Consider the following 25,463-nt stretch of genomic DNA (forward strand, 5'->3'; position numbering starts at 1 on the left):
CACTGCCACCATGAGCCCATGACCAATGCAGCGTCATCCGGTGCCGAGCAGAGCCGCGTGCGTGAGGCCGACACGGCCGGAAGGGCGTGGCGCCGGTGGGGGCCGTACCTCAGCGAGCGCCAGTGGGGCACCGTGCGGGAGGACTACAGCGCCGGCGGCGACGCGTGGGCCTACTTCGGACACGACCAGGCGCGCTCGCGGGCGTACCGGTGGGGCGAGGACGGCATCGCGGGCATCAGCGACGACGAGCAGCGCCTGTGTTTCGCCGTCGCGATGTGGAACGGCCGCGACCCGATCATCAAGGAGCGCTTCTTCGGCGTGACGAACGCCGAGGGGAACCACGGCGAGGACGTCAAGGAGCAGTACTTCTACCTCGACAGCACGCCGACCCACTCGTACATGAAGATGCTGTACAAGTATCCGCAGCGCGAGTATCCGTACGAGGATCTGCTCGCGACCTCCCGGTCCCGCGGCCGCGACGAGTTCGAGTACGAGCTGCTCGACACCGGGATCTTCGACGACGGCCGCTACTTCGACGTCTTCGTCGAGTACGCCAAGGCCGCCGAGGAGGACCTCCTGATCAAGGTCACCGTCCACAACCGCGGTCCCGAACCGGCCACGCTGCGCCTGCTGCCGACGCTGTGGTTCCGCAACACGTGGTCCGGGGACCGGCCGGCCGGCCGTCCGGCACTGCGCGAGGTGCCGGACGTGCCCGGCCTGTCCGTGGTGGCGGCGCAGCACGAGACGCTCGGCCGCCGCTGGCTGCTCTGCCAGGGCGAACACGACCTGCTGTTCACGGAGAACGAGACCAACTCCGAGCGCCTCTTCGGCAGCGCGAACGCGACCCCGTACGTCAAGGACGGCATCGACCGCTTCGTGGTGCACGGCGAGGCCGGGGCGGTGAACCCGGCGCGTACCGGCACCAAGGTGGCCGCCGACGTCGCACTGGAGCTGCCGGCCGGCGGCTCGGCGACGGTCCGGCTCCGGCTCACCGACGAGGCCGTCGGACCCGGCGACCCCGGCGACCGGTCGTCGGCGGCCGGCTTCGACGAGCTCCTCGAGCGGCGCCGCGCCGAGGCCGACGAGTTCTACGGCGACCACATCGCACCCGGGCTCCGGGAGTCCGAGCGGCTCGTGGTCCGCCAGGCCCTCGCCGGGATGCTGTGGAGCAAGCAGTACTTCGGCTACGACGTCGAGCAGTGGCTCGCCGAGCACGGCCTGGACCCGCTGGACGCGCGGGGGATCCGCAACGGCGACTGGTTCCACCTGGACAGCCACGACATCATCTCGATGCCGGACACCTGGGAGTACCCGTGGTTCGCCGCCTGGGACCTCGCGTTCCACGCGGTCACCCTCGGCATGGTCGACATCGCCTTCGCCAAGGGGCAGCTGGACCTGCTGCTGAGCCGGCGGTTCCTGCATCCCAACGGCCAGATCCCGGCGTACGAGTGGAACTTCGGCGACGTCAACCCGCCGGTGCACGCCTGGGCCACGTACCTGCTCTACGAGCTGGAGAAGTCCAGGACCGGCCGGGGCGACCGGGACTGGCTGGAGAACGCGTTCCACAAGCTGTCCAAGAACTTCACCTGGTGGCTGAACCGCAAGGACGTCGACGGCCGCAACGTCTTCCAGGGCGGCTTCCTCGGCCTCGACAACATCGGCGTCTTCGACCGCAGCGCCCCGCTGCCGACCGGCGGCCACCTCGACCAGGCGGACGGCACCGCCTGGATGGCGCTGTACTGCCAGAACATGGTGCAGATCGCGGTGGAGCTGGCCGCGGAGGACCCGGTCTACATCGAGCAGGCGCAGACCTTCGTCGAGCACTTCGCCTGGATCGCGGTGGCGGTCAACCGCTCGGTCGGCAAGGCGGAGACGATGTGGGACGAGGAGGACGGGTTCTTCTACGACCTGCTGCGCCTGCCCGACGGCAGCGCCACCCGGTTGAAGGTGCGGTCGCTGGTCGGGCTGCTGCCGCTGGCGGCCGCCACCGTGGTCGGGCCCGAGATCACGGGCCGCTATCCGCAGCTGCTCGAACAGACCCGTGACTTCATCGCCCGCCACCCGAGCGTGAGCTCCGTGCTGTCCGGGGGCCGGTACGAGGGCGGCCGGGGCCACTTCATCCTGGCGCTCTTCGACGAGCCGCGGCTGCGCCGGATCCTGGCGCGCATGCTCGACGAGGACGAGTTCCTCAGCCCGTACGGCATCCGCTCGCTGTCGCGGGCCCACGCCGACCAGCCGTTCGAGCTTGACGTCGACGGCCGGCGGTTCAGCGTGCCGTACCTGCCGGCGGAGTCCGACAGCGGCATGTTCGGCGGCAACTCGAACTGGCGCGGCCCGGTCTGGTTCCCGATGAACGCCCTGCTCATCCGTGCCCTGCTCAACCTGCACGTGTGCTACGGCGAGGAGTTCACCGTCGAGTGCCCCACCGGATCCGGGGTCACGATGAACCTGTTCGAGGTGGCCAAGGAGATCTCTGACCGCCTGACGCGGATCTTCCTGCCGGGGGAGGGCGGGCGCCGGCCCTGCTACGGCGGGAACCACATCTACGCCGACGACGAGCACTGGCGCGACCTGCTGACGTTCTCCGAATACTTCCACGGCGACAATGGCGCCGGCCTGGGCGCAAGCCATCAGACCGGCTGGACCGGACTGGTCGCGGTGTTCGCCAACCTGTTCGCCAACATCACCAGCCAGGACCTGCTCGAGCGCGGCATCAAGGACGGCTTCCGCTCTGGGTTCGGTACGGTGCAACGATGAGTGGCCACCCCTCTGCCCCGGTCGTCTACGAGGTCGACACCTGGCCGTGGCTGTCCGACCTGCGCGGGCGCCTCGGCGCGGAGGCGACGCTCGCCGACCTGCCCGGCGAGGTGTGGGACGACCTGGCGCCGGAGGGCGCGGACGCGGTGTGGCTGATGGGGGTGTGGGAACGCAGCCCCGCGGGACTCGACATCGCCCGGCGAAACGCGGGCCTGCAGCGCTCGTTCCGCGCCGCGCTGCCGGACCTGGGCCCCGAGGACGTGGTCGGCTCGCCGTACTGCGTCCGGCGGTACGTCGTTGACGAGCGCCTCGGCGGGCCGGCGGGCCTGGCCGTGGCCCGCGCGGAGCTGGCCCGGCGCGGGCTGCGGCTGATCCTCGACTACGTGCCCAACCACGTCGCGCCCGACCACCCGGCCGTTACGGCGCACCCGGAGTGGTTCGTGACCGGCACGGCCGCCGACCTCGCGGCCGCACCGGACGCCTGGTTCGACGGCGGCGGCGGCCGGGTGGTGGCCCGCGGCCGGGACCCGTTCTTCCCGCCGTGGCCGGACGTGGTGCAGCTCAACGCGTTCCACCCGGGGCTGCGCGACGCCACCGTCGACGTGCTCGGCGCCATCCTGGACCAGTGCGACGGCGTCCGGTGCGACATGGCGATGCTGCTGACCAACGAGGTGTTCGGCCGGACCTGGGGCGGGCACGCCGGTGCCCCGCCCGCCGAGGAGTTCTGGCCCCTGGTCATCGACCGGGTGCGGCTGCGGCACCCGGACGCCCTGCTCATCGCCGAGGCGTACTGGGACATGGAGTGGACGCTTCAGCAGCAGGGTTTCGACTTCTGCTACGACAAGCGCCTCTACGACCGGCTCGCGCACGAGAACGCGGACGCGGTGCGCAAGCACCTGGGCGCGGGGGCGGACTACCAGCGCCGGTTGATCCGCTTCATCGAGAACCACGACGAGCCGCGGGCAGCCGCTGAGTTCCCCGGTGGCCGGGACCGGGCCGCCGCCGTCGCCGTCGCCACGCTGCCCGGTGCGACGCTCTGGCACGACGGGCAGTTCGACGGGCGGCGCGTGCACCTGCCGGTGTTCCTGGCCCGGCGCCCGGCGGAGCCGGCCGACCCGGAACTGCCACCGTTCTACCGCCGGCTGCTGGGCGTCGCCGGTGCGGTCCGGCGCGGCGACTGGAGGCTGCTGGACTGCCGGGGATGGCCGGACAACCTCACCCACCAGGACCTGCTGGCCTGGGCCTGGCACGGCGAGCTGCCGCACCACCTCGTCGTGGTGAACCTGTCCTCCGCGCCGTCACAGGCCCAGGTGCCGCTGCCGTGGCAGCGCCTGCGCACCGGGCGGTGGCGGCTGGTCGACCTCCTGGACGACCGGACCTACGACCGGAACGGCGGCGAGCTCGTGGACCCGGGGCTCTACGTCGACCTTGCGCCGTGGGGCTCACACGTGTTCCGGGTCGAGCCGGCCTGACCGGCCTCAGCCGGGCTCGGCGGCCGCCGGTGCGGGTGGCGTCGAGGGCAGCTTCACCGCGGCCACCAGCCCGGCTATGCCGATCACCGCCAGCGTGATCATGGCGAGCGCGTAGGCGCGCTCCGGCGTCTTCGTCAGCCCGGCGACCAGGATGGTGCCGGCGATCGCGGCGCCCAGCGAGGAGCCGAGATTGGACACGCTGCGCGACAGCCCGGAGATCTCACCCTGCAGGCCCTCGCTGAAGCTGGACTGGACGATGTTCACCGACGGGGTCAGCATGGCGCCGATGCCCAGGCCGATCAGGAAGAGCCCGGGTACGAAGGCCCAGATGCTCTTGGAGACGGCGATCATGGCGAGGAAGACGACGATGCCGGCGATCGTGCCGACGAAGCCCGCCAGGATGAGGGTCCGCTGCGCGTAGCGCTTCGCGAGGCGTTCGGCTGTCAGCGACGACAGCAGCAGGCCGACCGTCGCCGCCGTGAAGATCACGCCGGTCTGCACGGCGTTGTATCCGCGCACGACCTGCAGGTACGCCGAGACGACGAACGAGACACCCATCAGCACGAGCCACTGGATGTTCTGGGTGACCATGCCGAGGTTGGAGGTGCGGTTGCGGAACAGCCCCGTCGACAGCAGCGGCTCCTGACCGGCGCGTTCCTTGGCACGCACCGACGCGAAGAACCACGCGAGGACCAGGGCGCCCGCCACGATCAGGCCGAGCGTCAGCCAGATGTTGTCGTCCGCCACCAGGATGCCCATGACGACGAGGATGAGGCCGATGGCTGACAGCACGGCGCCGGTGGTGTCGAACGGGCGCGTCGGATCCGCCGGCAGCGGATCGCGGAGGTACCGCCGGCTCAGCACGATGATGACCACGATGACCATGGCCTGGAAGACGAAGGCCGCGCGCCAGCTGATCGCCGACGTGATGAGCCCGCCGATCAGCGGCCCGGCGGCCGCGCCGACGCCGCCCGCCGCGCTGATCGCGCCGAACGCGCGGGCACGCGAGCTGACGCTGGTGAACAGCAGCGTCGTCAGGATGTAGACGGGCGGGATCAGCAGGGCCGTGCCGACTCCCTCCAGTATCGAGTTGCCGATGATGAGGACGCCCAGGCCGGGGGCGGCCGCGCTGAGCAGGGCACCGACGCCGTAGACGGCCAGGCCGACGGTGAGGCACCGCTTCCGGCCGTACCGGTCGGTCAGCTTGCCGCCGGGGATCATCAGCGCCGCCATGACCAGCAGGAAGATCGTGATCGTGAGCTGCACGTTCTCCACGGTCGTGTCCAGGTCATGACTGATGTCGTTGATCATCACGTTCATGTTGGAGCCGGCGAAGCTGCAGATGAACTGGGCGAGGGCGAGGGGGATGAGGACCCGCCGCAGCGCGCTCGAGGTCCCCTCCGCCGAGGCATGTGGAGTCATGCGGGCTCCTGTTTCCACTCGGGCTGCGCGCGTCGACGGTCCGGGCGCCGGACATCCGTCCCAGCGTCCCGTCTCAGCCGGGGAGCGACTTCATCCGTTGCGAATGATCCGGCCCGCTACATCCGCCGGGCGGCGGCGAGGGCGTTCAGCGCCTTCTCCGCGCCCGAGAACACCCGCGCGCTGCCGACGAGCGGTGCGAGCGCGATCAGCACGCCGCGTACCTCGTCGGCGGTGATGCCGATCTCGTCCGCGACGGTCAGGTTCACCAGGTACGAGGCGGCCGGCGCGTCGACCGCCACCAGCGCCGCGATCCGCACCAGCAGGTACGTCCGGTCGTCGAGGCCGGACTGCGCCTGTACGTCGCTGTGCATCCGCATCAGCGTCTCCGCGAGCGGCGCCTCGCCGGGCATCACCGATTCCAGCAACGCGGCGACTGCTTCGTCCACAGACATGGTCGGGTCTCCGTCCGTAGGTTGCGAGGGCTGTGGCCGAGTCTTCGCGGGTGCTCTGCGGCCTGCCTCATCCGCGTCGGAGGAAAGCCGCGGTGCCGTCCGCGACGGGGGATGCCGGGGCGGGGCGGACCGCCGACACTCGCACCATGAACGACAACGGTGCCGGCGACGGCCGTCTCGCTCCGCGGTGGCTGGCCCGGCTCGGGTGGTCCGGCCTGATGGTCGCGGGCGCGGTGGCCGGCGTCGTCGCGGCCATCGTGGCGATCAGCGTCGTCCTGCCGTACCTGGCACCGGTGATCTTCGCGGTGATCCTCGCGGCGGTGCTCCAGCCGTGGTTCGGATGGATGTGCCGGCACCGGCTCCGGCCGGCCGCGGCCGCCGCCGTCGCCACCGCCGCCGTGCCGCTGATCGTCGGCGTGCTCGTCGTCGTGGTCGTCATCGGCCTGCGTGGCCAGGGTGCCGCCTGGGAGCAGACCGCACAGGCCGCCGCCGACCGGCTGAGCTCCGCCACCGGCGCCGACCTGGTGACCCCGGCGGTCGACGCGTCGCAGCGCCGGGAGGTCCTGCTCGGGCTCGCCGGCACCGTGCTCACCGGGACGATGGCGGTCGTCATGCTGGTCTTCGCCGTGCTGGTCGCGCTCTACATCCTGTTCTTCCTGCTCATCGACGGCCGCCGGTTCGGCGCGGGCATCGAGCGGCGGGCACCGCTGCCGGCGGCTACGACGCGGCAGATGCTCGCCGACGCCGCCGGCCGGCTGCGTCGCTACGTCGTCGGGACGACCTTCGTCGCCACCCTGGACGCGGTGGTGATCGGAGCCGCGGCGGCGGTTCTGCGGCTGCCGCTGGTGTTCGTCATCGCGCTTGTCACCTTCGCCACCGCGTACGTGCCGTACCTGGGTGCCTGGGTGTCCGCGATCTTCACGGTGCTGGTGGCGCTCGGCGCGGGCGGCGTCGACGCGGCGCTGTGGATGCTCGCGGTCGTGCTGGTGACCCAGAACGTGTTCGAGGGGCTGGCCCGCCCGCTGGTCTTCGGCGCGGCGCTCGACATGCATCCGCTGGCGATCCTCGCGGTCACGGTGGCCGGTGGGATCCTCGGCGGCATCCTGGGCGTCTTCATCGCGGTGCCGCTCGCCGCGATCGTCGTCTCCTGGCGGCGGACGCTGACGTCGCTGCGATCGCCCTCGGACGCGCCCGCAGCGCAGGCGTAGGCCCCGGCGTCCTCATTCGTGCGGGGTGATGCCCGGGCCCGCGGCCCGGTGCGACGATCCGGTCGCCGGCAGCCGTTCGGCGGGTCCGGCGCCAGCCCTGACGGGGAGGAACAGAGCAATGGTCGCGAGCAAGAGCACGGCGTGGGCCGGCATGGTCGTCTTCGCCGCCACCATGCTGCTGATCATGAGCATGGTCAACATCCTCGAGGGCCTCCTGGTGCTGTTCAACGACGAGCAGCTCCTGGTGCTCGAGGAGCGGCTCCTGCTCATCGACCTGACCTCCTGGGGCTGGACGCTGCTGCTGTTCGGCGTCGCCCTGTTCGCGGTCGGCGTGGGCCTGCTCGCGACGCAGACCTGGGCCCGGATCGCGGCGATCATCGTGGTCGGCCTGCACGCCGTATGGCAGATCGCCTCGCTCGGCGCCTACCCGCTCTGGTCGCTGCTGATGCTCGCGCTCGACACCTTCGTGATCTTCGCGCTCACCGCGCGGTGGTCGAGCGTGAAACCGGAGCCGGAAAGGCTTATCGACCCGACGTAGCCGAGCCGGGCGGACGCCGCGGGCGGCGTCGCGCCGCGGTCCAGGACGGAGTGCACATGGGTTGCCTGTTCGCCATCTTCGCGGGGGTCTTCCCGCGGTTGGCCCTGTTCATCGTCTGGGTGGTCCGGCCGGCATTCGTCGACGCCGCGTTCGACACCTGGATCTGGCCGCTGCTGGGAATCGTCTTCTTCCCGTTCGCCACCCTGCTGTACGTCATCTTTTACACGCCGGGCGTCGGCCTCGTCGGCTGGGAATGGTTCTGGGTGGTCGTCGCCCTGATCTTCGACCTGGCCCACATGGTGGCGAGCGCCTTCCAGCAGCGGGCGCGCGCCCGCTAGAGCGCAGTCCCGGGCGGTGACTTGGTGCGGGCCCAGTGGCGGCGGCTGCGGGCGAACAGCGCGACCGCGAAACACCACGCGCCGGCCGCGGCGAGCAGGACACCGGCGCCGTAGATCAGCAGCGTCCAGCCGATCTGCTGGTATGCCCAGCGCTGGCCCTGCGGACGGCAGCCCCGGTTCGTGCTGTCGAACAGGCTGCACGGCGGCGCCTGCCTCGTCGCCGTCGCCTGCGCCAGCGCCTGGGTGGTCTGCTGCTGGTCGCTCAGCGCGTCCGCCGACCGGTCCCGCGCGGGTACCCCGACGGTCTCCCGCGCGGTGATGGACGCCTTCTGCGTGGCCCACCAGGTCTGGAAGACCCGCAGCATCGCGGCATGCCCCCGCTCGTTGGGGTGCAGGCTGCTGTGCGTCCAGTTGGCCGGGTTGAAGCGCTGCTCGGCGATGCCGCGCACGGAGCGCAGGCCGATGAAGTTGATGCCGGGCCGCCCGTCGTTGAGCGGGTCGCACAGCTGCAGGTGTGCCTTGGCCAGCGCGTCCTGCATCTCCTCGAGGTAGTGGAATCCGTACTCCTCGGCGGTCTGGCGGATGACCCGGTTGAGGCCGCCGGTCAGGAACTCGTGCACGAACCGCTGCTCCGCGCGGGAGAGCGCCACCTGGCGGCAGCCGTTCTCGCGGATGCTGATCGGATCCGGGTACGGGACCACCACGACCGGCACGCCCGGAAACGCCGCGTCGACCTCGAGGTAGGTCGCGCGCAGCTGCTTGCGTACCTGATCCAGCGAGTCCCGCCAGAGCCCGGCCTTGCGGTCGCAGTTGCCGGGCGCCACGCACATCACGCCGATGGTCGAGAAGCCCGCGTCGTTGCCGCCGATGCTCACCACCACGATCCGCGGCTTGAACGTGCCCCGGATCTTCTGGTACGCGTCGAGCTGGGTGCCCGGCTCGTCCCGCTGAGGGCGCGGCGCCGGCACCCCGACGCGGGCCAGCGCCGAGTCGGCGACGGACGAGGTGGGGTGCTCGGTCAGGACGTTGGCGGTGCGCGCACCGGAGCACGCGAGGAACGCCAGCCCGTCGAAGTTGGTCTCGTCCTGCGCCGCCATCGCCGCCCAGGCGGTCGGCGAGCGGCGGCACTGGTTGCCGCCGCCGTCGTCGGTGCCCACGTAGTAGATCGCGGCGCCCTCGCCGGACATGTACGAGTCGCCGAGCGCCACCAGCACCTGGGTGCGGCCGCGCGGGCCGAACTGTCCGGGCTCGGACGCCTGCAACGGGGTCACGCCCATCAGCGCGACGACGGCCATCACGGCGGCGATGTCGGCCTGGGTGGTCGACACCAAGGCGATGACGAGCAGCGCGAGCACCACCATGAGGGCGATGAGCCAGGCCGAGTTCCACAGGCTGAAGGCGGCGGTGACCGCGACGAAGACCGCGGCGCCGGCCCCGCCGAGCCACCACAGCCAGGCCCGGGCGTCGTCCATGCGGCACAGCCGGCGCAGGGCCTGCTCGGACCAGATGGCCAGCCCGACCGGGAGTAGCACCAGCACGGCGAGGACGATGAGCAGCGCGCCGGGCACGACCTGCCGGGCGGGCCCGAGCAGGGCCGCGCCGCCGAACGCGGCCACGACGCCGGCGACGGTGAGGCCGAGCCCCCAGCGCATCGGTCGTATCTCCACGTACTTCCTGCCGCTGGGCAGCCGCAGTAGGTGCACCGACTCGCTCTGCCGGATCTGTGCGATGGCGGATCCGGCGACGAAGTACGCCAGGAGCACCCCGATGACGGCGAACGAGCCCTGGCCGAGCATGTGGTGCAGGACCACCAGGACGAAGGCGGTGGCCAGCAGGAGCCCGCCGAACCAGCGCGGGATCACCCACTGCTCACCGTCGAGGCTGTCGGCGTACTGCCCGCGCAGCCAGATCGTCGCGGCGGCGATGAAGGCGGTGAAGAGCACCTGGACGGTCAGCGAGGTCGCACCGGAGCGTGCGAAGTAGAGCAGGGCGGCGAGCGCGGCGGCGAACACCAGGGTCCGTCGGATCGATCCGACCCGGTCGAGCTCGGCTTTCATGTCGGGGACCTCGCTTCGCCGACGGTGGCGTCACCATCCGACGGTCCCACCGCGGCAGACGGGCCGGGACGGCCTTGCGCGAAGTGCTCCTGTCCGATTCTCGACCGGCGGGGTTCATCCCGACGGGGTGAGCCGGGGACGGCGGCGGCTGGGCAGCCTGATGGCGCTGGGAGGTGCGCGATGCGGGGAGGCTCCGGCAGGACACTGCTCGCATCCCTGGCCGTCGCCGGCGCCGTCCTGGCGGTTCCGGGCCCGGCGGCCGGGTTCGGGACGATCGACGGCGGGGGACAGCGTCGGGAGCACGAACGGATCACCCGCGCCGCGGTGGCCTGTCCGGCCGGTACCGGCTCGGACGGCGACTGCTTCGAGCCGCGGTCGGTGGCACAGCTCGCGGGACACGACAAGAAGTTCGGCGCCGTCGGGGCCCCCGACCGCACGGAGGTGTCCGATCCCGCCGCGCACTGCGACGACGCCGACTTTCTCGCCGGCGGCGGCTACCCGCGCACGCGCGAGCAGGCCACGGCGGGGCTCGGCGCCTGCGTCGAGCATCTGCGGCGCCGCTTCCGGGAGGGGACCGGGAACGCGGCGGGACTGCTCGACGACGAGGGCCGGATCGTGGGCGCGGCCGTGGACCTCGGCACCGACTGCGTGCTGGACTCGGCGGCCGAGCAGCGGGCGAAGTGCAGGGCGCTGGAGAGCTTCGGCCGGGCCCTGCACGGCGTGCAGGACTTCTACGCACACAGCAACTGGGCCGACGCCGCGGACCCGTCCCGCCCGACTGCCGCGGACAACCCGCCGGGCCTGAACCTGCCGGCGCCGAGCCCGGTCCTGGACCTGCGCGGTGGCGGCATGCGCGCAGTGCCCCGCGACCTGACGACCGGGTGTTTCGTGCTCGCGGACCAGGTCGACGGCACCGGCGTGTGCGAACGGCGGGTCACCCATGCCGCTCTCAACAAGGACAACGGGCTGGTCGATCCGGACGGGGGCGCCGCGACGGATCCGACGACACCCCGGGGCCGGATCGGCGACAACTTCGCCAAGGCGGTGCGGGGAGCCGTCGTCGAGACGCGGCACCAGTGGCAGGAGTTCCAGGCCGCGCTGGCGGGCGACTACGGCCCGGAGAGGGCGTCGCTGATGGTGTGCGCCCTCACCCACGACGATCCCGCGAACGGCTGCCGCGATCCGGGCCCGGTGCTGCGAGGGGCCGGCCGCGACGGCACGGTGCGCACGGTGGTCGCCCTCGCCGTACCGGGCGTTCTCCTCGGCGTCGCGATCCTGCTGCTCCTGCTGCGCCGCGGGCGCCGCGCCCGCGGGCCGGACACCGCGCGGAGATCATCGGGCCTCATCCGTCGTGGATGATCTCGGCCGGCGGCGCCGCCCGAGCCGGCCGAGCGGGCGGATCCATGCCGTCGCGGGATGAAGGGCACCGGAACGGCGGTTTTCGACCAGCGCCGCCGCTCGTACGCAGGGCCGGTACGGCGCGGAACCGTGCGGCGCCCGCATCGACGGGGCTTGCGGCTGTCCGGCTTTCATCCGTTCCGGATGACGGCCGGCGCGGGCCGCGCGTGTTCTGCTGTCAAGGGCTGAAAGAGGCTCCGCACCCGGCCCTGGCCAGGTGCGGAGCCGACGACAGCCCAGCCGCAGCACCGCGATGAGTGCCATCGGGCCGTGACGAGTCAAAGGGGTTTCACGTGACGTTCGGCGACTTTCTCTGGAGCCTATTGATCTTCTACTTCATCTTCTTCTACTTCCTGATCCTGTTCAGGATCCTGAGCGATCTGTTCGGTGACCGCGACACGAGCGGCTGGATGAAGACGGTGTGGATCCTCGCCCTGCTCTTCCTGCCGTTCCTGACGATGATCATCTATCTGATCGCCCGCGGAAAGAGCATGGCCGAACGGACGATCGCCCGGCACGAGGCCGCGGCCAAGGACCAGCAGGAGTACATCCGCCGCGTCGCCGCGAGCAGCGGCGGCGGCAGCGACCCGACGGCACAGATCGCCAAGGGCCACGAACTGCTCCAGTCCGGGGCGATCACCCAGCAGGAGTTCGACTCCATCAAGGCCAAGGCGCTCGCCTGACGCCGGTGTACCCGGCCGGGGCTCATTCGCACGGTTGACCGCGCGCTACCGACGGGGACGACCCGTCGGTAGCGCGCGTGCTCACTCGGTGCGCAGCGCCGCGGCGGTGCTGGTACGCGCCGGCCGGCAGGAGCGAGCCGAGCACGGCGATGAGGAGCCCGCCGAGGCCGAACAGCACCAGTTCGACCGGGTGGTAGACCTCGAGGACCGTGGCCGGCAGGTTGAATCCCGCGGTGCGGCCCATCTCGCCGACGACCATCCGCTGCAGCAGCACCCCGATCGGCATGCCGACGACGCCGCCGGTGGCGACGCGGCGCATCCTCGGCGACGCCGGCACCTGGTCGCCGCGGTCCGGCTGGTCCGCTCCGGCGACGCGCTCCTGGCGCCGGCCATCACCCGCCGCCTGGTCGAGCGGTTCGCGCGCCGCGACAGCGCGCCTTCGACGGCACACCGCGACCTGGCCACGCTGACCCCTCGCGAACTCGAGGTCCTGCACCTGCTGGCGCAGGGCCTGAGCAACGCCGAGCTCGCCGGGCGGCTGCACCTGTCCGAGGCGACGGTCAAGACCCACGTCGCCCGCATCCTCGCCAAGCTCGGGCTCCGCGACCGGGTACAGGCCGTCGTCGTCGCGTACCGGAGCGGACTGGTCAGCCCGGCGGCGCCGGAGTAGGGCGTGCGGCGACAATCGCGAATCGCCTCCGGAGATGCCGGTTATGCCCGATCATGAACGGCACGGGGGGTTCGAGACGCCCGGGATCGTGACGCCGTACGCCACAGGAGCCGTTGATGATGAAAGTCAGCAATGCCCCGACGCCTGACGTGGATCTGTCGGTCTACGTGCTGGCCGCCGTCGACGAGCATCTGGCCACCTTCCAGCGGATCCGGGCGATGTTGCGCACCGGCTGCACCATCGACGCGGGGGACCGCCGGGCGCTCGCCGTCGACAGCGTCGCCGTCGCCGCCCGGTACGCGGCGGCGATGAGTAAGGCCCTGGACCTGGCGGCTGACCGGTACGCCGACGCCGCGACCGGTCAGCTCAGGCAGGTGGAGTCCGCCGGCGCGGCGTGAACCTGGCGACTCCGGTTCCGCGGAGTGCCCTCGCATTTTCAATCGGCGGGAATGGTCTGTCCACGATGGTCTCCGCCGCCGGCGGAGACCATTTTCGCCGGTCGTTCGGCGACGGGGGTCCACCGCCGCCTGAGGCGTCGTTAGGGTACCCCGAAAAGCCTGTCCCAACGGTTGATGGGCGCATGGTCCGATCGACCGCGAAAACCATGAATTCTCGGTGGCTGATCACTCTTAGTTGATCATCCAGGCGATGAAGATGATCTACGAGCGCTCGGTCGGGCATGATCCACTGCGCCGCGTGACGCTTCCGGTCCGTGTCTGGTTTATTACGCCTTCATTAAGATCACTTAAGGAAAAACCCATGTCAGCGGGAACTTAACAGTTAAGTGACCAATGTAGATGGATTTGAAAACAGCGTCGGGATATCGACGGTCCTAGCACTCCATCATGGACTGGTCAACGGCTGAATCGGGTCAGCCTCGGGACATCGAATGTGCTCGCGATGGTTGCTACCGTCCATCGTGGCTTCATCATCGGCCACCTTCGGGGATCCCTCTGTGTCCAGATTCCACCTGGGTGCAGTGGTGATCCTTCCCCGCTCTGGAGGTCTTGGATGGTCCCCAATCTTCCCGCACGCCGTCGTCGAACGACGCGCCTGACCCTCGTCGCGACCGCCGTCGTGACGGTCATGCTCGGCGCCTCGAGCCCCGCCGTCGCCCAGGCGACCGGCGCGCTCGCGAAGCCCGCCGGGCAGCCCCCGAACGTCCCCGGCCTGGCACAGGTCGCGCGCCCCGCCGAGGCCCGTCCCGGCCCGCTGCCCAAGCGCACCGGCAGCGTCAAGGTCGTCAAGCCGTCGAAGGCGGTCGGCGCCGCGGGAGTGGCCGCGGCCGGGCTCAACGACCAGGTCGCCCTGCGCGCCCTGGTCATCGGCACCGACGCCAACGACTTCGGCGTCGCCACCTGGAAGACCACATTGGATCGCGTGGGCGCCGCCTACGACGTGCTGTACGACGCGACCACCCCCATCACCACGAGCACGCTCGTGCGTCCCGACGGCGTCGGCCGGTACAACGCCATCCTGCTCACCAACAGCATGCAGGTCTACGAGTCGGGCGGCAGCTACCTCACCGGCCTCGACCCGGCGGAGTGGAACATCCTCTGGGCCTACGAGCGCAACTTCGGCGTCCGCCAGGCCGCCCTCTACACCAGCTACGGCACCTGGCCCGAGAACTACTGCCTCACCTCCGCCGGTGAGACCGGCGTCGGCAGCACCCCGATCAACCTCTCGCTCACCCCGACCGGCGCGGGCGTGTTCGACTACCTGAAGAGCACCGCCCAGATCCCGCTGGTGCAGTCGTACGTCTACCGCACCGCGATCACCCCGGGCTGCGGCGCCGAGGCGACCATCACGCAGGGTGGCAACGTGCTCGGAGTACGCACCACCTCGACGGACGGCCGGGAGCGGCTCGCGCTGACGTTCACCTCGAACCAGTACCTGCTCCACTCCGACCTGCTCGTGTACGGCATGGTCCGCTGGGCGACCAAGGGCATGTTCCTCGGCGAGCAGCGGCACCACCTGAACGTCGACGTCGACGACTGGTTCAACACCTCGGACCACTACTACCCGGACGGCCACGTCGAGTACTCGCCCGGCTGGCAGGTCAGCGGCCACGACGCGGTCAACCTCGACAACCAGCAGGTCGCCCTGCGTGCCGCACACCCGCAGGCCGCCGACTTCAAGCTCAACCTGGCGTTCAACGGCGCCGACATCGACCCGTTCGCCGGCAGCGCCTGCAGCCCGAACGGCGGGCCGACCGAGCTGACCGCGACGAGCAAGTGCCTCAAGTCGAACTTCCGGTGGCTCAACCACACCCTCAACCACCCCGAGCTGAACTCCACCAGCTACGCCACGTCGTACGCCGAGATCAACGGCAACCGGGTCGCCGGCGCCTCGATCGGCCTGAGCACCCCCGACAACGTGCTGAAGACCCCGGAGTACTCGGGCCTCGGCGTCTACAACCCGAACCCGGACGACGACACCAGTCCTCCGGTCGACCACGGCCTGGCCGGCTCCAACCCGGAGCTGCTGCGGGCCGCCAAGGACCTCGGCGTGCAGTACCTGCACGGCAACATGTCCTTCGCCAGCCACGTGCCGGCGCATCTCAACGCCGCCAAGGCGCATCCGCTGGAGTCGAGCATCTCGGTGGTGCCGGACTGGCCGACCAACATCGCCTACTTCTGCACCACGCCGCAGGAGGAGACCGCCTTCTACAACTCCTTCTACGGCCCGAACGGCAGGTTCCCGTACTGGCCGGCGAACCTGACCTACGAGCAGATCATCGACTACGAGGCCGGTGTCGCGCTCGGGCACGTGTCGTCGGGCGCGATCTACTCGCACACCTTCCACATCGCCAACACCCGTGACTACGGCTCGGGCCGGACGCTCCTGACGGACTGGATCGACGCCGTGATGAGCAAGTACGAAGGGTTCTACTCCGTTCCGCTGATCAACCTGGACTGGCCGTCGCTCGCGGCGTACACGACGGTCCGGACCGCGCACTTCGCGCAGCTCGGCGCTGGCGTCGACCCCGTGTACGACCGGTCGACCGGCAACGTGACGGTCGCCTCGCCGGCCGCCGGCACCGTGCAGATCAGCGGCGTGCAGGGCGCCGGCTCCAGCACCTACGGCACCGATGTCACGACCCCGCTCGCGCTGGCGGCCAACACCGCCGTGACGGTCACCGCAGTCCCGCGCCTGTGACAAGCACAACCCGGTAGAGGGGGCCCGGTGAAGATCACGCTGGTGTCGGAGGGCACCTACCCGTACGCGATGGGTGGTGTCAGCATCTGGTGCGAGCAGCTCATCAAGGGCATGCCCGACTACCGCTGGGACGTCGTCGCGCTCACCGTCGACGGCGCCGAGCGGTCGGTCTTCCCGGCCCCCACCAACCTCGACAAGGTCCACTCGATCCCGCTCTGGGGTGCGCGGCCGCCCGGCCGCGCACTCCGGCGCGGGCCGGGCCACCGGCCCGGCGCGTCGTTCAACGAGTCCTACGAGGTCTTCGTCCGGGCCCTGGTGACGCCCATGGAGGCCACCCGCTCCGAGCAGAGCGCGGTCAGCCGCAGCATGTTCCTGCTGGCCCTGCGGGGCATGTTCGAGTACGCCAGCGACGGCGGCGACCTGAGCGCCGCGCTGCTGTCCAACCGGGCGCTGACGATGATGCTCGACGCCTGGCGGGACCTGCGCGTCGACGAGATCGGGCCGGCGCCGACGGTCGCCGACGCGGTCGAGGCGGCCTGGCTCATCGAGCACATGCTGCGGCCGTTGAGCGCCGCCCCGGTCAAGGCCGACATCGTGCACGCCTCGATGAACGGGCTCGCCACGCTCGTCGGCATGACCTCGAAGTGGAGGCACGGCACCCCGTTGGTCATGTCCGAGCACGGCATCTACCTGCGCGAGCGCTACATCGCCAACCTGCACGACGAGGCTTCGCACCCGGTCCGGGTGCTGGTGCTCAGCTTCTTCCGGTCGCTGGCCGGCGCCGCGTACCTGATCACCGACGTGCTCGCGCCGCACTCGATGTACAACCGGCGCTGGCAGCTGCACAACGGTGCCGACCCGGACCGCATGTGGACCATGTACAACGGCGTCGAGCCGGCGGAGTTCCCGGCCGCCACCTCCGAGCCGGCGCTGCCGACGATCTCGTACATGGGCCGGGTCGACCCGCTCAAGGACCTGCACACCCTGATCCGGGCGTTCGCACTGGTCCGCGCCGAGATCCCCGAGGCGCGCCTGCGCATCTTCGGCGGCACGCCGGCGGTCAACCGGATCTACCACGAGAGCTGCGAGCGGCTGATCGAGGAGCTCGGCCTCACCGGCGCCGCCGTGCTGGAGGGCCGAATCGGCAACGCCGTCGACGCGTACCACGCGGGCAGCATCGTCGCGCTGACCAGCATCTCCGAGGGCTTCCCGTACACGGTCGTCGAGGCGATGGCCTGCGGGCGCCCGACCGTGTGCACCAACGTCGGCGGGGTGGCCGAGGCCGTCGGCGACACCGGCATCGTCGTGCCGCCCCGGGACTACGCCGCCGTGGCCGAGGCCTGCATCAAGCTGCTGCGCGACAACGAGCTGCGCCACCGGCTCGGCATCATGGCCCGGGCCCGGGTGCTCGAGCACTTCACCCTGCGGCGCTCGCTGAAGATGTACCGCAATGTCTACGAGTCGCTGGCCACCCCGATCAGGCCCGCCACGCCGCCGCGGCACCTGCGCGGCCGGGCGCAGGGCCGGGTCACCGTCCCCGAACAGCGCGGCCCGGCGTGGCAGTTGCAGCTGGACGGTGAGGCGCGGTGAGCCTGGACAGCGGCCTGGAGACCGGCCTCGGGAGCGGCACGGACCCGGACGGCAACCGGCCCGGCCCGGCCGCCACCCACGCCGCCGGGCCGGGTGAGCACACCGTCCTGCTGCCCAGGATCTCCACCGACCCCCTGGACGACCTGGTGGAGCGGGTACGCCCGACGCTGAGCCAGGCGGTCGACTCCCTGCACGTTGCCGCCGCCCTCGAGGCCGACGGCCTCACCGACCGGGGCGCCCGCGTCGAGTACGGCTACCAGGACGTCTTCGCCCTGTCCACCGAGGTGTACCGCCGCCTCGGCCCGCGCCTGCCGAGGCCGCGCGACGTGCGGGTCCGCGGCAACCGGTCGTGGCGCGAGAGCCTGCGGCTGATCAGCCACGGCCCGCTGTACGTGCTGCCCTGCACCGCGTTCCCGGCCGTGCTGGCGATCGTCGGGCGGCGCTCGCTGGTGCTCGGCCTGGTCTTCGCGGGCGTCCTCGGCTGGGTCTACGCCGGCGTCGCCTCGCACGCGGCGTACCGGATGCTGGGTCTCGGCCGGCCGCGCGCCGCCGGCCGGATCCTGATCGTCGCCACCCTGACCGTCCCGGTCGCCGGCGCGGCGGCCGGCGCCGGGCTGGTCTGGCTCACCGGCGGCGGGGTCGCGCTCGTCGCGATGATCACCTGCCAGGTCGCCTACCAGCTGACCAGCACGGTCATGGTCTTCTACCGCCGCGAGCCGTGGCTGGCGCTGGTCATGACGCCGGCCTTCCTGATCGGCGTGGCCTATCTGATCCTCGGATCGGGGCTGCGGCCCTGGTCGGCGGCGGTGGCGGCCGGGTGCGTCGTGGCCGCGTTCCTGCTCGCGGTGGTGATCGCCGTCCGTCGCGCCCGCGCCGCGGCCATGGCGGAACCCCCGCTGCGCGCCGCCCTGCGCCCGGAGGTGCCGGCCCTGGTCGGTGTCGGAGCGTACGGGCTGTGCTCGGCGGTGCTGCTGCTGCACGCCGCGGCGCCGTACCTGCTGGGCAGCCTCGACGTGGCGATCGCCGCCGCGCCGCTGATCCTGACCATGGGGGTCATCGAGTGGCGGGCCGAGCGGTTCCGGCCGCAGGCGGCCGCGCTGATGCGCCGGGTCGAGCGGCCCCGGGCGTTCGTCCGCGGGATCTGGCAGCTGCTGGCCCGCGAGACGGCGATCTGCCTGCTGGCCCCCGCGATACCGGCGGCGGCGATGCTCGCCGGGCTGTACCACCTGGGCCTGCTCTCGGCCGTCGGGATCGTGATGACCGCCGCGCACGTCGCGCTGGGCGGCGCCTACCTGCTCGCCTTCCTGCTCGCCGGCCGCGACCGCTTCGGCTGGCTCTGCTGGTCGATGCTGGCCGCGATCGTCGCCCACGTGGGAATCGGCGCCCTGCTCGGCTCCGCCCCGCTGCTGGGCCGGTCCGGGCCAGCACTGGTGGACACCTCGCTCTACCTGGGCAGCGTGCTGCTGCTCCAGGCGCTCTTCGTGCTCGGCCTGGCCCCGATTCTCGGCCAGGCCGTGCGCTACCGGTAGTTCGAACTTGGGAGGCAGGTCAGCGATGCACGCAGTGATCCTTGCCGGCGGCAAAGGCGTCCGGCTGAGGCCGTACACGACGGCGTTGCCCAAGCCGCTGATGCCGATCGGGGACAACCATTCGATTCTGCAGATCGTGCTGGATCAGCTCGCGTCGTTCGGCTTCAAGTCCGTGACCCTGGCGATCAACCACCTCGGCCCGCTGATCCGTGCGTTCGTCGGCGACGGTGCCCGCTGGGGGCTGCGCATCGACTACGTCGAGGAGAACGTGCCGCTGTCGACGATCGGGCCCCTGTTCGGGCTCAAGAACACGCTGCCCGACCACTTCCTGGTGATGAACGGCGACATCCTGACCGACCTCGACTACGCCGACCTGCTCACCGCGCACACGCTCGGCGGCGGCGCGCTGACGGTGGCCACCGCCGCGCAGGAGCACCGGATCGACTTCGGCGTCCTCGACGTCGAGGAGGGCCGCATCGTCGGTTTCCGCGAGAAGCCCGTGCTGAGCTACCCCGTCAGCATGGGCGTGTACGGCATGTCCCGCCGGGCGCTCGCGCCCTACCCGCCCGGCCTGCCGTTCGGGTTCGACCAGCTGGTGCTGGACCTGCTGGACCGTGGCGACCACCCGGCCACCTACGCGTTCGACGGCTTCTGGCTCGACATCGGCCGGCCCGAGGACTACGACGAGGCCAACCGCACCTGCGCCAGCCTCCTGCCGATCCTGCTGCCCCGCCGTTCCAGGGAACCGGTGTGAGCCGGGTCGTTCTGTTCGGGGCCTCTGGTTTCATCGGGGGCCACGTGCGCGCGGCGCTGGAGGCGGATCCCCAGGTGGGTGCGGTGATCTGTCCCGGCCGGCGGGACTACGACCTGATCGACGGCGATCACCGGGAGCTGGTCCAGCTCATCGGCGACCACGCGCCCTCCGCGATCGTCTGCTGCGTCGGCCGCCTCGGCGGCACCGACTCGGAGCTGATCCGGGGCAACACCCTGGTCGCGACCACGCTGCTCGAGGCGGTGGCCGCGGTCCGGCCCGGCGTGCGGCTGGTGCGTCTCGGCTCCGCGGGGGAGTACGGGATCGTCCCCGCCGGGCACGCCGTCACCGAGGAGGACCGGGCGACCCCGGTCGCCGCGTACGGGGTCAGCCACCTGGCCGGCACCCGCCTGTTCCAGCTCGCCGGCGAGAACGGGCTGGCCGACACCGTTTCGCTGCGGGTGTTCAACCCGATCGGGCCGGGGATGTCGCAGGAGAACATGCTGGGCCGCGCCGCCGAACGCATCCGTGCCGCGCTGGCGACCGGGGCGGACGAGATCACCATGGGCCCGCTCTCGGCGTACCGGGACTTCGTGGACGTCCGCGACCTCGCGGAGATCGTCCCGGCCGTGCTCCGGCCGCCGCGGCTGAGTCACCGGGTCTTCAATGTCGGCAGCGGCCGCGCCGTCCGCTCGCGCGAGGCGGTGCGGCTGCTCGCCGAGGCGGCCGGCTACCGCGGCGACATCCGTGAACAGGGTGCCGGGCCGCGGCGGTCGGCCGCGGTCGACTGGATCCAGGCCGACGTCGGCCGGGCCCGCGCGGAACTCGGCTGGGCGCCGGGCCGGGACCTGGCCACCTCCATCAAGGACATCTGGGCGGCGGGTGAGGCCGGATGAGGCACCGGCGGCGCGGGATGGTCCTCGCGGGCCTGCTCGCGGTGGCGACGCTGGCGGTCGGCGTGGTCCTGATGACGCGCGCCGGCACCGGCCGCGCGCCGACGGCCACCGGCACCGCGACCCCGCGGGCGTCCACGTCGCCGGTCTCCGCACCGCCGGTCTCCGCCCCGGCATCCTCCGCCGGTCCGCTACCGCCGCCTTCGCGGTCCGCCGGTACGCCGGCGCCGGGCCGGATCTCCAGCTGGGCATACCAGCTGCAGGACTACCCCGGCGGCCGGCTCGACCAGGTCGCCGCCGGGCCGTACCAGCTCGCCGTTGTCGACCTGGCCCGCGACGCGCACGCCGACTACTTCCGCGCCGACGAGATCCGCAAGGTCCGCGCCACCGGCAAGCGGGTCCTCGCGTACTTCGAGATCGGCAGCATCGAGGACTTCCGCCCCGAGTACCCGGCGCTGCGGCGCGACGCGGGCGACCTGATCGCCAACGAGTGGAGCGACTGGCCGGGCGAGCACTTCGTGCGCTACTGGGACGAGCGCTGGTGGGAGCGGGTGATCCGGGGCCGCGTCGACCAGGCCCTGAAAGCCGGCTTCGACGGGGTCTACCTCGACACCCCGCTCGCCTACGAACAGATCGATCGGCGATACGCGCAGGGCCGCGACCGCCAGGCGCTCGGCAGCGCGATGGCCGCGCTCGTCGCCCGGATCAGCGCGTACGCCAAGGCCCGCAGCCCGGGGTTCCTCATCGTTCCGCAGAACTCGCCCGAGCTGCGCCGCTTCGCCGGCTACACCGCGGCGATCGACGGCATCGCGATGGAGGAGCTGTTCTTCCTCGCCGGCGACCGGCCGTGCACGGGGGACTGGTGCGCGGAGAACCTCGCCGACACCCGGGCCCTGCGCGACGCGGGCAAGTTCGTGCTCAGCGTCGACTACGCCACCCGGCCCGCCGACATCCGCTCGGCCTGCGGCCGGTACCGCACCGAGCGCTTCGCCGGCACGGTCACCGTGCTGGAACTGGACCGTCTCACCCCGCCCTGCACCTGAGCGGCGGGACCTGCACCATGTCAACGGAAGGGAAAAGGCAACATGCCCAAGACGATCGGGGTGGTCGGTCTCGGCTACGTGGGTCTCACGCTCACCGCCGCGCTGGCCACCAGAGACTTCGTCGTACACGGCTCCGACGTGTCACCGGGCGTTCTGGAGACGCTGTCGCACGGCCGGTCGCACATCTTCGAACCCGGGGTCGAGGAGGTCTTCGCCGAGCACATCGGCACGCGCATCCACGTCGGCACCGAACTGCCGCCGGACACCGTCGAGGTGGCCGTGATCAGCGTGTCGACGCCCGTGGACGACATCACCCGCCGGCCCAACCTGGCCAACCTCGCCGCCGCTGCCCGCAGCGTCGCGGCCCGCTGCCGGCCCGGCACCCTCGTCGTGGTCCGCAGCACCGTGCCGGTCGGCACGAGCCGGCGGGTCGTCCTGCCGGAGCTGCGCGCGGCCTGGGGCGACGACGTCAAGCTGGTGATGGCCCCCGAGCGGACCATTCAGGGACAGGCGCTGCGCGAGCTGGTCGAGCTGCCGCAGGTGATCGGCGGGCTGGACGAGGCCAGCCTGCGCGCCGGGGTTGAGTTCTTCGGCGGCCTGGCGCGGACCATCGTGGAGGTCTCCGACCTGGAGACCGCCGAGCTGGTCAAGCTCTCCAACAACTGCCACACCGACCTGATCTACTCGTTCGGCAACGAGATCGCGCTGATCGCCGAGCGGCACGGGCTGGACCCGCTCGAGGTGATCCGGGCGGCGAACGCGGACTACCCGCGGCCCGACCTGTCCAGGCCCGGCTACGTCGGCGGCGGGTGCCTCTCCAAGGACCCCTACATAATGATCGACAGCGCGCAGGAGCGGGAGCCGTTCCTGGTCGGCCGGGCCCGCGAGCTCAACGAGTTCATGCCGGTGCACGTCGCCGAGACCGTCGTGCGGATGCTGGCGGAGGCCCGCGGCGAGACCCGCGGTGCGCGGCTGGCGGTGCTCGGCTGGGCGTACAAGGGGTGGCCGCCCACCGACGACATGCGCGGAACGCCGATCGCCAGCATGATGCCGGCCTTCTCGGCGGCGGGCATCACCGTCATCGGCCACGACCCGATGGTCACCGACGACGTCATCCGGCAGTACGGCGGCGACCCGGTCAGCCTCGACAAGGCCTTCTCCGACGCCGACGCGGTGCTGGTCATCAACGACCACCCCGACTACCGGGCGATCCGCGTACCGGACATCCTCGGCGAGTCCCGGCCCGCCTTCATCTACGACTCGTGGCGGGTGCTGGACGCCGCCGCGGTCACCGCGGCCGGCATCCGCTACGCGGGCCTCGGCTACCTGCCCCGCTTCGAAGCCGAGGCGGCGTCATGAGGGCGCTGCTGCTCGGCGGGGCCGGCTTCATCGGCCTGCACCTGGCCCGCCGGCTGGTCGCCGAGGGCCACGACGTCACCATCGTGGACGACTTCTCCCGCGGCCGCGACGACCGCGACCTGTCCGCCCTGCGCGCCGCTCCCGCCGTACACGTGATCTCCGGTGATCTGACCGATCCCGCGACCTTCGCCGCGCTGCCGCACGGCTGGGACCAGATCTACCTGCTCGCGGCCGTCGTCGGCGTCCGCAACGTGGAGGCCGACCCGGCCCGGGTCGTCCGGGTCAACACCCTCGCCGCGATGCACCTGCTCGACTGGGTGGCGCCCGGCGAGCGGGTCTTCTTCGCCTCGACCAGCGAGGTCTACGCCGGCGGCGTCGAGGCCGGCGTCGTTGCCGTGCCGACCCCCGAGGACATCCCGGTGATGATCTCCGACATCACCGCGCCGCGATTCGCGTACGCCGTCAGCAAGCTGCTCGGCGAGGCGGCGTTCCTGCACACCGCCCGCGCGAAGGGCTTCGACGCGGTGGTCGGCCGCTTCCACAACGTGTACGGCCCGCGGATGGGCGCCGACCACGTCATCCCGGAGATGTCCCTGCGGGCGCTGCGCGGCGACGACCCGTTCAAGGTGCCGGGCGCGGACCAGTTCCGGGCGTTCTGCCACGTCGACGACGCGGTCGAGGCGATGCTGCGGCTGATGGCGGCGCCGGGTGCCGCCGGGCAGATCGTGCACATCGGCAACGACAGGGACGAGACGAACATCGGCGACCTCGCCAAGCTGGTGCTGCGGCTGGCCGGCGTGAGCCCGGCCGTCGAACCCCTGGCCGCGCCGGCGGGCTCGGTACCGCGCCGCTGCCCGGACCTGTCCAGGCTGCGCGAACTCACCGGCTACGAGCCGGCCGTGCCGCTGGAGGAGGGCGTGCGGACCACGTACGCCTGGTACCGCGAGAACGGATGGCCGTCATGACCCGACCACCGATCTGTTTCTACTACGGCGACGGGCACCTGGAGGAGCTGGCGACGTACCCGCGGGTGGTTCTGCAGCCGGACTTCTACCGCCCGCAGGAGCTGGCCCTGCTGGCCGACAAGGGCGTGCAGACCCTCGGCTACCTGTCGCTCTCGGAGGACCAGGGGCCGCCCGCGCCGTGGCAGCGCAAGGAGCGCAACCCGGACTGGGGCGGCGCGTTCGTCGAGGTCGGCCATCCGCTGTGGGTGGAGCACGTGGTAGGCCAGGCCCGGGGCGCGATGGCGGCCGGCTTCGCCGGGCTGTTCATGGACACCCTCAACGTCGAACTGACCTGGCCGGAGGACATACCCCACCTGCTGACGCTGGTCGCGGCGATCCGCACCGAGGCCAAGCCGGGCTACCTGCTGGCGAACCGGGGCTTCGGCATGCTGCCCCGGCTGGCCGAACTGGTCGACGGCGTGGTGTTCGAGTCGTTCTCGGCCCGCTGGACGGAGGAGGGCTACGCGCCGTGGCCGGCGGACGTGCTGGAGTTCCACGCGCAGATCGCGGAGCAGCTCCTCCAGCTCGAGCTGGACCTGTACGCGCTGGACTATGCGGACACACCGGGGCTGACGGACTTCGCGATGCGCCGGGCGCGGCAGTTCGGCATGCAGTGCGTGGTGAGCGACCGGGCCCTGTCCCGGGTGTGAGAACGGTGTTGGCCCGGCCGGAGGCCGGGCCAACACCGTGCCCCGGACGGTCGAGGACCGACGTTGATGTGTTATGCAGCATATCGGCGTGCTTTGGAGTGTTACCGTCGCTGCGGCTGGGCGGCGGAGCGACGGCGCCCGGTCTCGGGTCCACATGGGAGCGGTCGAGGCGGGAGCGGGTGGAAGGGCGAGATGCTGGTCCGGCTCCTGGGGAACCTGGAACTTCTCGCCGAAGGACGCTCGTTGCCCGTCGGCGGGCCTAGGCAACAGACCGTTCTCGCCATGCTCGCGTTGAACGTCAACAGCATGACGTCCGTGGACCAGCTGGTCGAGGCCCTCTGGGGCGAGAGTCCACCCTCGACGGCGCGGGGGCAGATCCAGAGCCGGGTCTGGAGGCTGCGTAAGGTTTTCGCCGGTGCCGGGCATCCGGAGGCGATCCGGACCTGCGGGCCGGGCTATCTGCTCGAGTTGACGCCGGACGAGGTGGACA

22 protein-coding genes are annotated in these 25,463 nt (G+C 71.5%); 19 read left to right on the top strand and 3 right to left on the bottom strand.

The window, feature by feature from the left end; genetic code table 11:
- Positions 1-18: 18 nt before the first annotated feature.
- Together AB0B58_RS32965 and AB0B58_RS32970 are read left to right on the top strand one after the other, a co-directional pair.
- Entirely contained in the window at positions 19-2,757 is a 2,739-nt protein-coding gene (locus tag AB0B58_RS32965) for an MGH1-like glycoside hydrolase domain-containing protein (protein ID WP_360231738.1), read from the top strand.
- On the top strand, positions 2,754-4,229 hold the full coding sequence (locus AB0B58_RS32970) for an alpha-amylase family glycosyl hydrolase (RefSeq protein ID WP_360231741.1): 1,476 nt from the start codon (positions 2,754-2,756) through the stop codon (positions 4,227-4,229). The genes AB0B58_RS32965 and AB0B58_RS32970 overlap by 4 nt, the downstream gene beginning before the upstream one ends.
- 6 nt (positions 4,230-4,235) lie before the next feature.
- On the opposite strand, the gene AB0B58_RS32975 is transcribed toward AB0B58_RS32970, so the two are convergent.
- Positions 4,236-5,651, bottom strand: coding sequence for an MFS transporter (locus AB0B58_RS32975; RefSeq protein ID WP_360231744.1), 1,416 nt, complete (start codon positions 5,649-5,651; stop codon positions 4,236-4,238).
- Between the two features lie 116 nt (positions 5,652-5,767).
- On the bottom strand, positions 5,768-6,103 hold the full coding sequence (locus AB0B58_RS32980) for a carboxymuconolactone decarboxylase family protein (protein ID WP_360231747.1): 336 nt from the start codon (positions 6,101-6,103) through the stop codon (positions 5,768-5,770).
- Positions 6,104-6,249: 146 nt separating this feature from the next.
- Between AB0B58_RS32980 and AB0B58_RS32985 the strand changes: the two genes are divergently transcribed.
- The 3 genes from AB0B58_RS32985 to AB0B58_RS32995 all read left to right on the top strand — a co-directional run bounded on the left by AB0B58_RS32985 (position 6,250) and on the right by AB0B58_RS32995 (position 8,187).
- Positions 6,250-7,311, top strand: a complete 1,062-nt coding sequence (locus AB0B58_RS32985; protein ID WP_360231750.1) for an AI-2E family transporter — start codon at positions 6,250-6,252, stop codon at positions 7,309-7,311.
- Between the two features lie 118 nt (positions 7,312-7,429).
- Complete coding sequence (locus tag AB0B58_RS32990) at positions 7,430-7,849, top strand: hypothetical protein (RefSeq protein WP_360231753.1); 420 nt, start codon at positions 7,430-7,432, stop codon at positions 7,847-7,849.
- Positions 7,850-7,905: 56 nt separating this feature from the next.
- The gene (locus AB0B58_RS32995) at positions 7,906-8,187 is read left to right on the top strand and encodes a hypothetical protein (RefSeq protein WP_360231756.1); all 282 of its coding nucleotides are present in this window, start codon (positions 7,906-7,908) and stop codon (positions 8,185-8,187) included.
- Here AB0B58_RS32995 and AB0B58_RS33000 read toward each other — a convergent pair.
- Positions 8,184-10,244 (bottom strand): GDSL-type esterase/lipase family protein, encoded by a 2,061-nt coding sequence (locus AB0B58_RS33000; protein WP_360231759.1) that lies wholly within the window; start codon positions 10,242-10,244, stop codon positions 8,184-8,186. The two genes, AB0B58_RS32995 and AB0B58_RS33000, sit on opposite strands and share 4 nt — an antisense overlap.
- Before the next feature lie 180 nt (positions 10,245-10,424).
- Between AB0B58_RS33000 and AB0B58_RS33005 the strand changes: the two genes are divergently transcribed.
- The 14 genes from AB0B58_RS33005 to AB0B58_RS33070 all read left to right on the top strand — a co-directional run.
- Positions 10,425-11,603 (top strand): CinY protein, encoded by a 1,179-nt coding sequence (locus tag AB0B58_RS33005; protein ID WP_360231762.1) that lies wholly within the window; start codon positions 10,425-10,427, stop codon positions 11,601-11,603.
- Between the two features lie 332 nt (positions 11,604-11,935).
- Positions 11,936-12,325, top strand: a complete 390-nt coding sequence (locus tag AB0B58_RS33010; RefSeq protein ID WP_360231765.1) for a PLD nuclease N-terminal domain-containing protein — start codon at positions 11,936-11,938, stop codon at positions 12,323-12,325.
- 88 nt (positions 12,326-12,413) lie between these two features.
- Positions 12,414-12,995 (top strand): response regulator transcription factor, encoded by a 582-nt coding sequence (locus AB0B58_RS33015; RefSeq protein WP_360231768.1) that lies wholly within the window; start codon positions 12,414-12,416, stop codon positions 12,993-12,995.
- A 116-nt stretch (positions 12,996-13,111) separates the two neighbouring features.
- Entirely contained in the window at positions 13,112-13,393 is a 282-nt protein-coding gene (locus AB0B58_RS33020; protein WP_360231771.1) for a hypothetical protein, read from the top strand.
- Positions 13,394-14,006: 613 nt separating this feature from the next.
- Positions 14,007-16,154 (top strand): hypothetical protein, encoded by a 2,148-nt coding sequence (locus AB0B58_RS33025; protein ID WP_360231774.1) that lies wholly within the window; start codon positions 14,007-14,009, stop codon positions 16,152-16,154.
- A 27-nt stretch (positions 16,155-16,181) separates the two neighbouring features.
- Positions 16,182-17,744 carry a GT4 family glycosyltransferase PelF gene (pelF, locus tag AB0B58_RS33030; RefSeq protein ID WP_360231777.1) on the top strand — a complete coding sequence of 521 codons (1,563 nt, stop codon included), beginning with the start codon at positions 16,182-16,184 and terminating at the stop codon, positions 17,742-17,744.
- Positions 17,741-19,273, top strand: coding sequence for a hypothetical protein (locus AB0B58_RS33035; RefSeq protein ID WP_360231780.1), 1,533 nt, complete (start codon positions 17,741-17,743; stop codon positions 19,271-19,273). The genes pelF and AB0B58_RS33035 overlap by 4 nt, the downstream gene beginning before the upstream one ends.
- A 25-nt stretch (positions 19,274-19,298) precedes the next feature.
- The gene (locus AB0B58_RS33040) at positions 19,299-20,027 is read left to right on the top strand and encodes a sugar phosphate nucleotidyltransferase (RefSeq protein ID WP_360231783.1); all 729 of its coding nucleotides are present in this window, start codon (positions 19,299-19,301) and stop codon (positions 20,025-20,027) included.
- Positions 20,024-20,920, top strand: a complete 897-nt coding sequence (locus AB0B58_RS33045; RefSeq protein ID WP_360231786.1) for an NAD(P)-dependent oxidoreductase — start codon at positions 20,024-20,026, stop codon at positions 20,918-20,920. The genes AB0B58_RS33040 and AB0B58_RS33045 overlap by 4 nt, the downstream gene beginning before the upstream one ends.
- Entirely contained in the window at positions 20,917-21,960 is a 1,044-nt protein-coding gene (locus AB0B58_RS33050) for an endo alpha-1,4 polygalactosaminidase (protein ID WP_360231789.1), read from the top strand. Before AB0B58_RS33045 ends, AB0B58_RS33050 begins: the two co-directional genes overlap by 4 nt.
- A 42-nt stretch (positions 21,961-22,002) precedes the next feature.
- Positions 22,003-23,319 (top strand): nucleotide sugar dehydrogenase, encoded by a 1,317-nt coding sequence (locus AB0B58_RS33055; protein WP_360231792.1) that lies wholly within the window; start codon positions 22,003-22,005, stop codon positions 23,317-23,319.
- Positions 23,316-24,284, top strand: coding sequence for an NAD-dependent epimerase/dehydratase family protein (locus tag AB0B58_RS33060; protein ID WP_360231795.1), 969 nt, complete (start codon positions 23,316-23,318; stop codon positions 24,282-24,284). The genes AB0B58_RS33055 and AB0B58_RS33060 overlap by 4 nt, the downstream gene beginning before the upstream one ends.
- Complete coding sequence (locus AB0B58_RS33065) at positions 24,281-24,973, top strand: hypothetical protein (RefSeq protein WP_360231798.1); 693 nt, start codon at positions 24,281-24,283, stop codon at positions 24,971-24,973. The genes AB0B58_RS33060 and AB0B58_RS33065 overlap by 4 nt, the downstream gene beginning before the upstream one ends.
- A gap of 282 nt (positions 24,974-25,255) precedes the next feature.
- A partial coding sequence (locus AB0B58_RS33070) for a helix-turn-helix domain-containing protein (protein WP_360231801.1) occupies positions 25,256-25,463 on the top strand: 208 nt, incomplete at its 3' end.

It is taken from the genome of Actinoplanes sp. NPDC049118 (assembly GCF_040648555.1).
GTDB lineage: Bacteria > Actinomycetota > Actinomycetes > Mycobacteriales > Micromonosporaceae > Actinoplanes.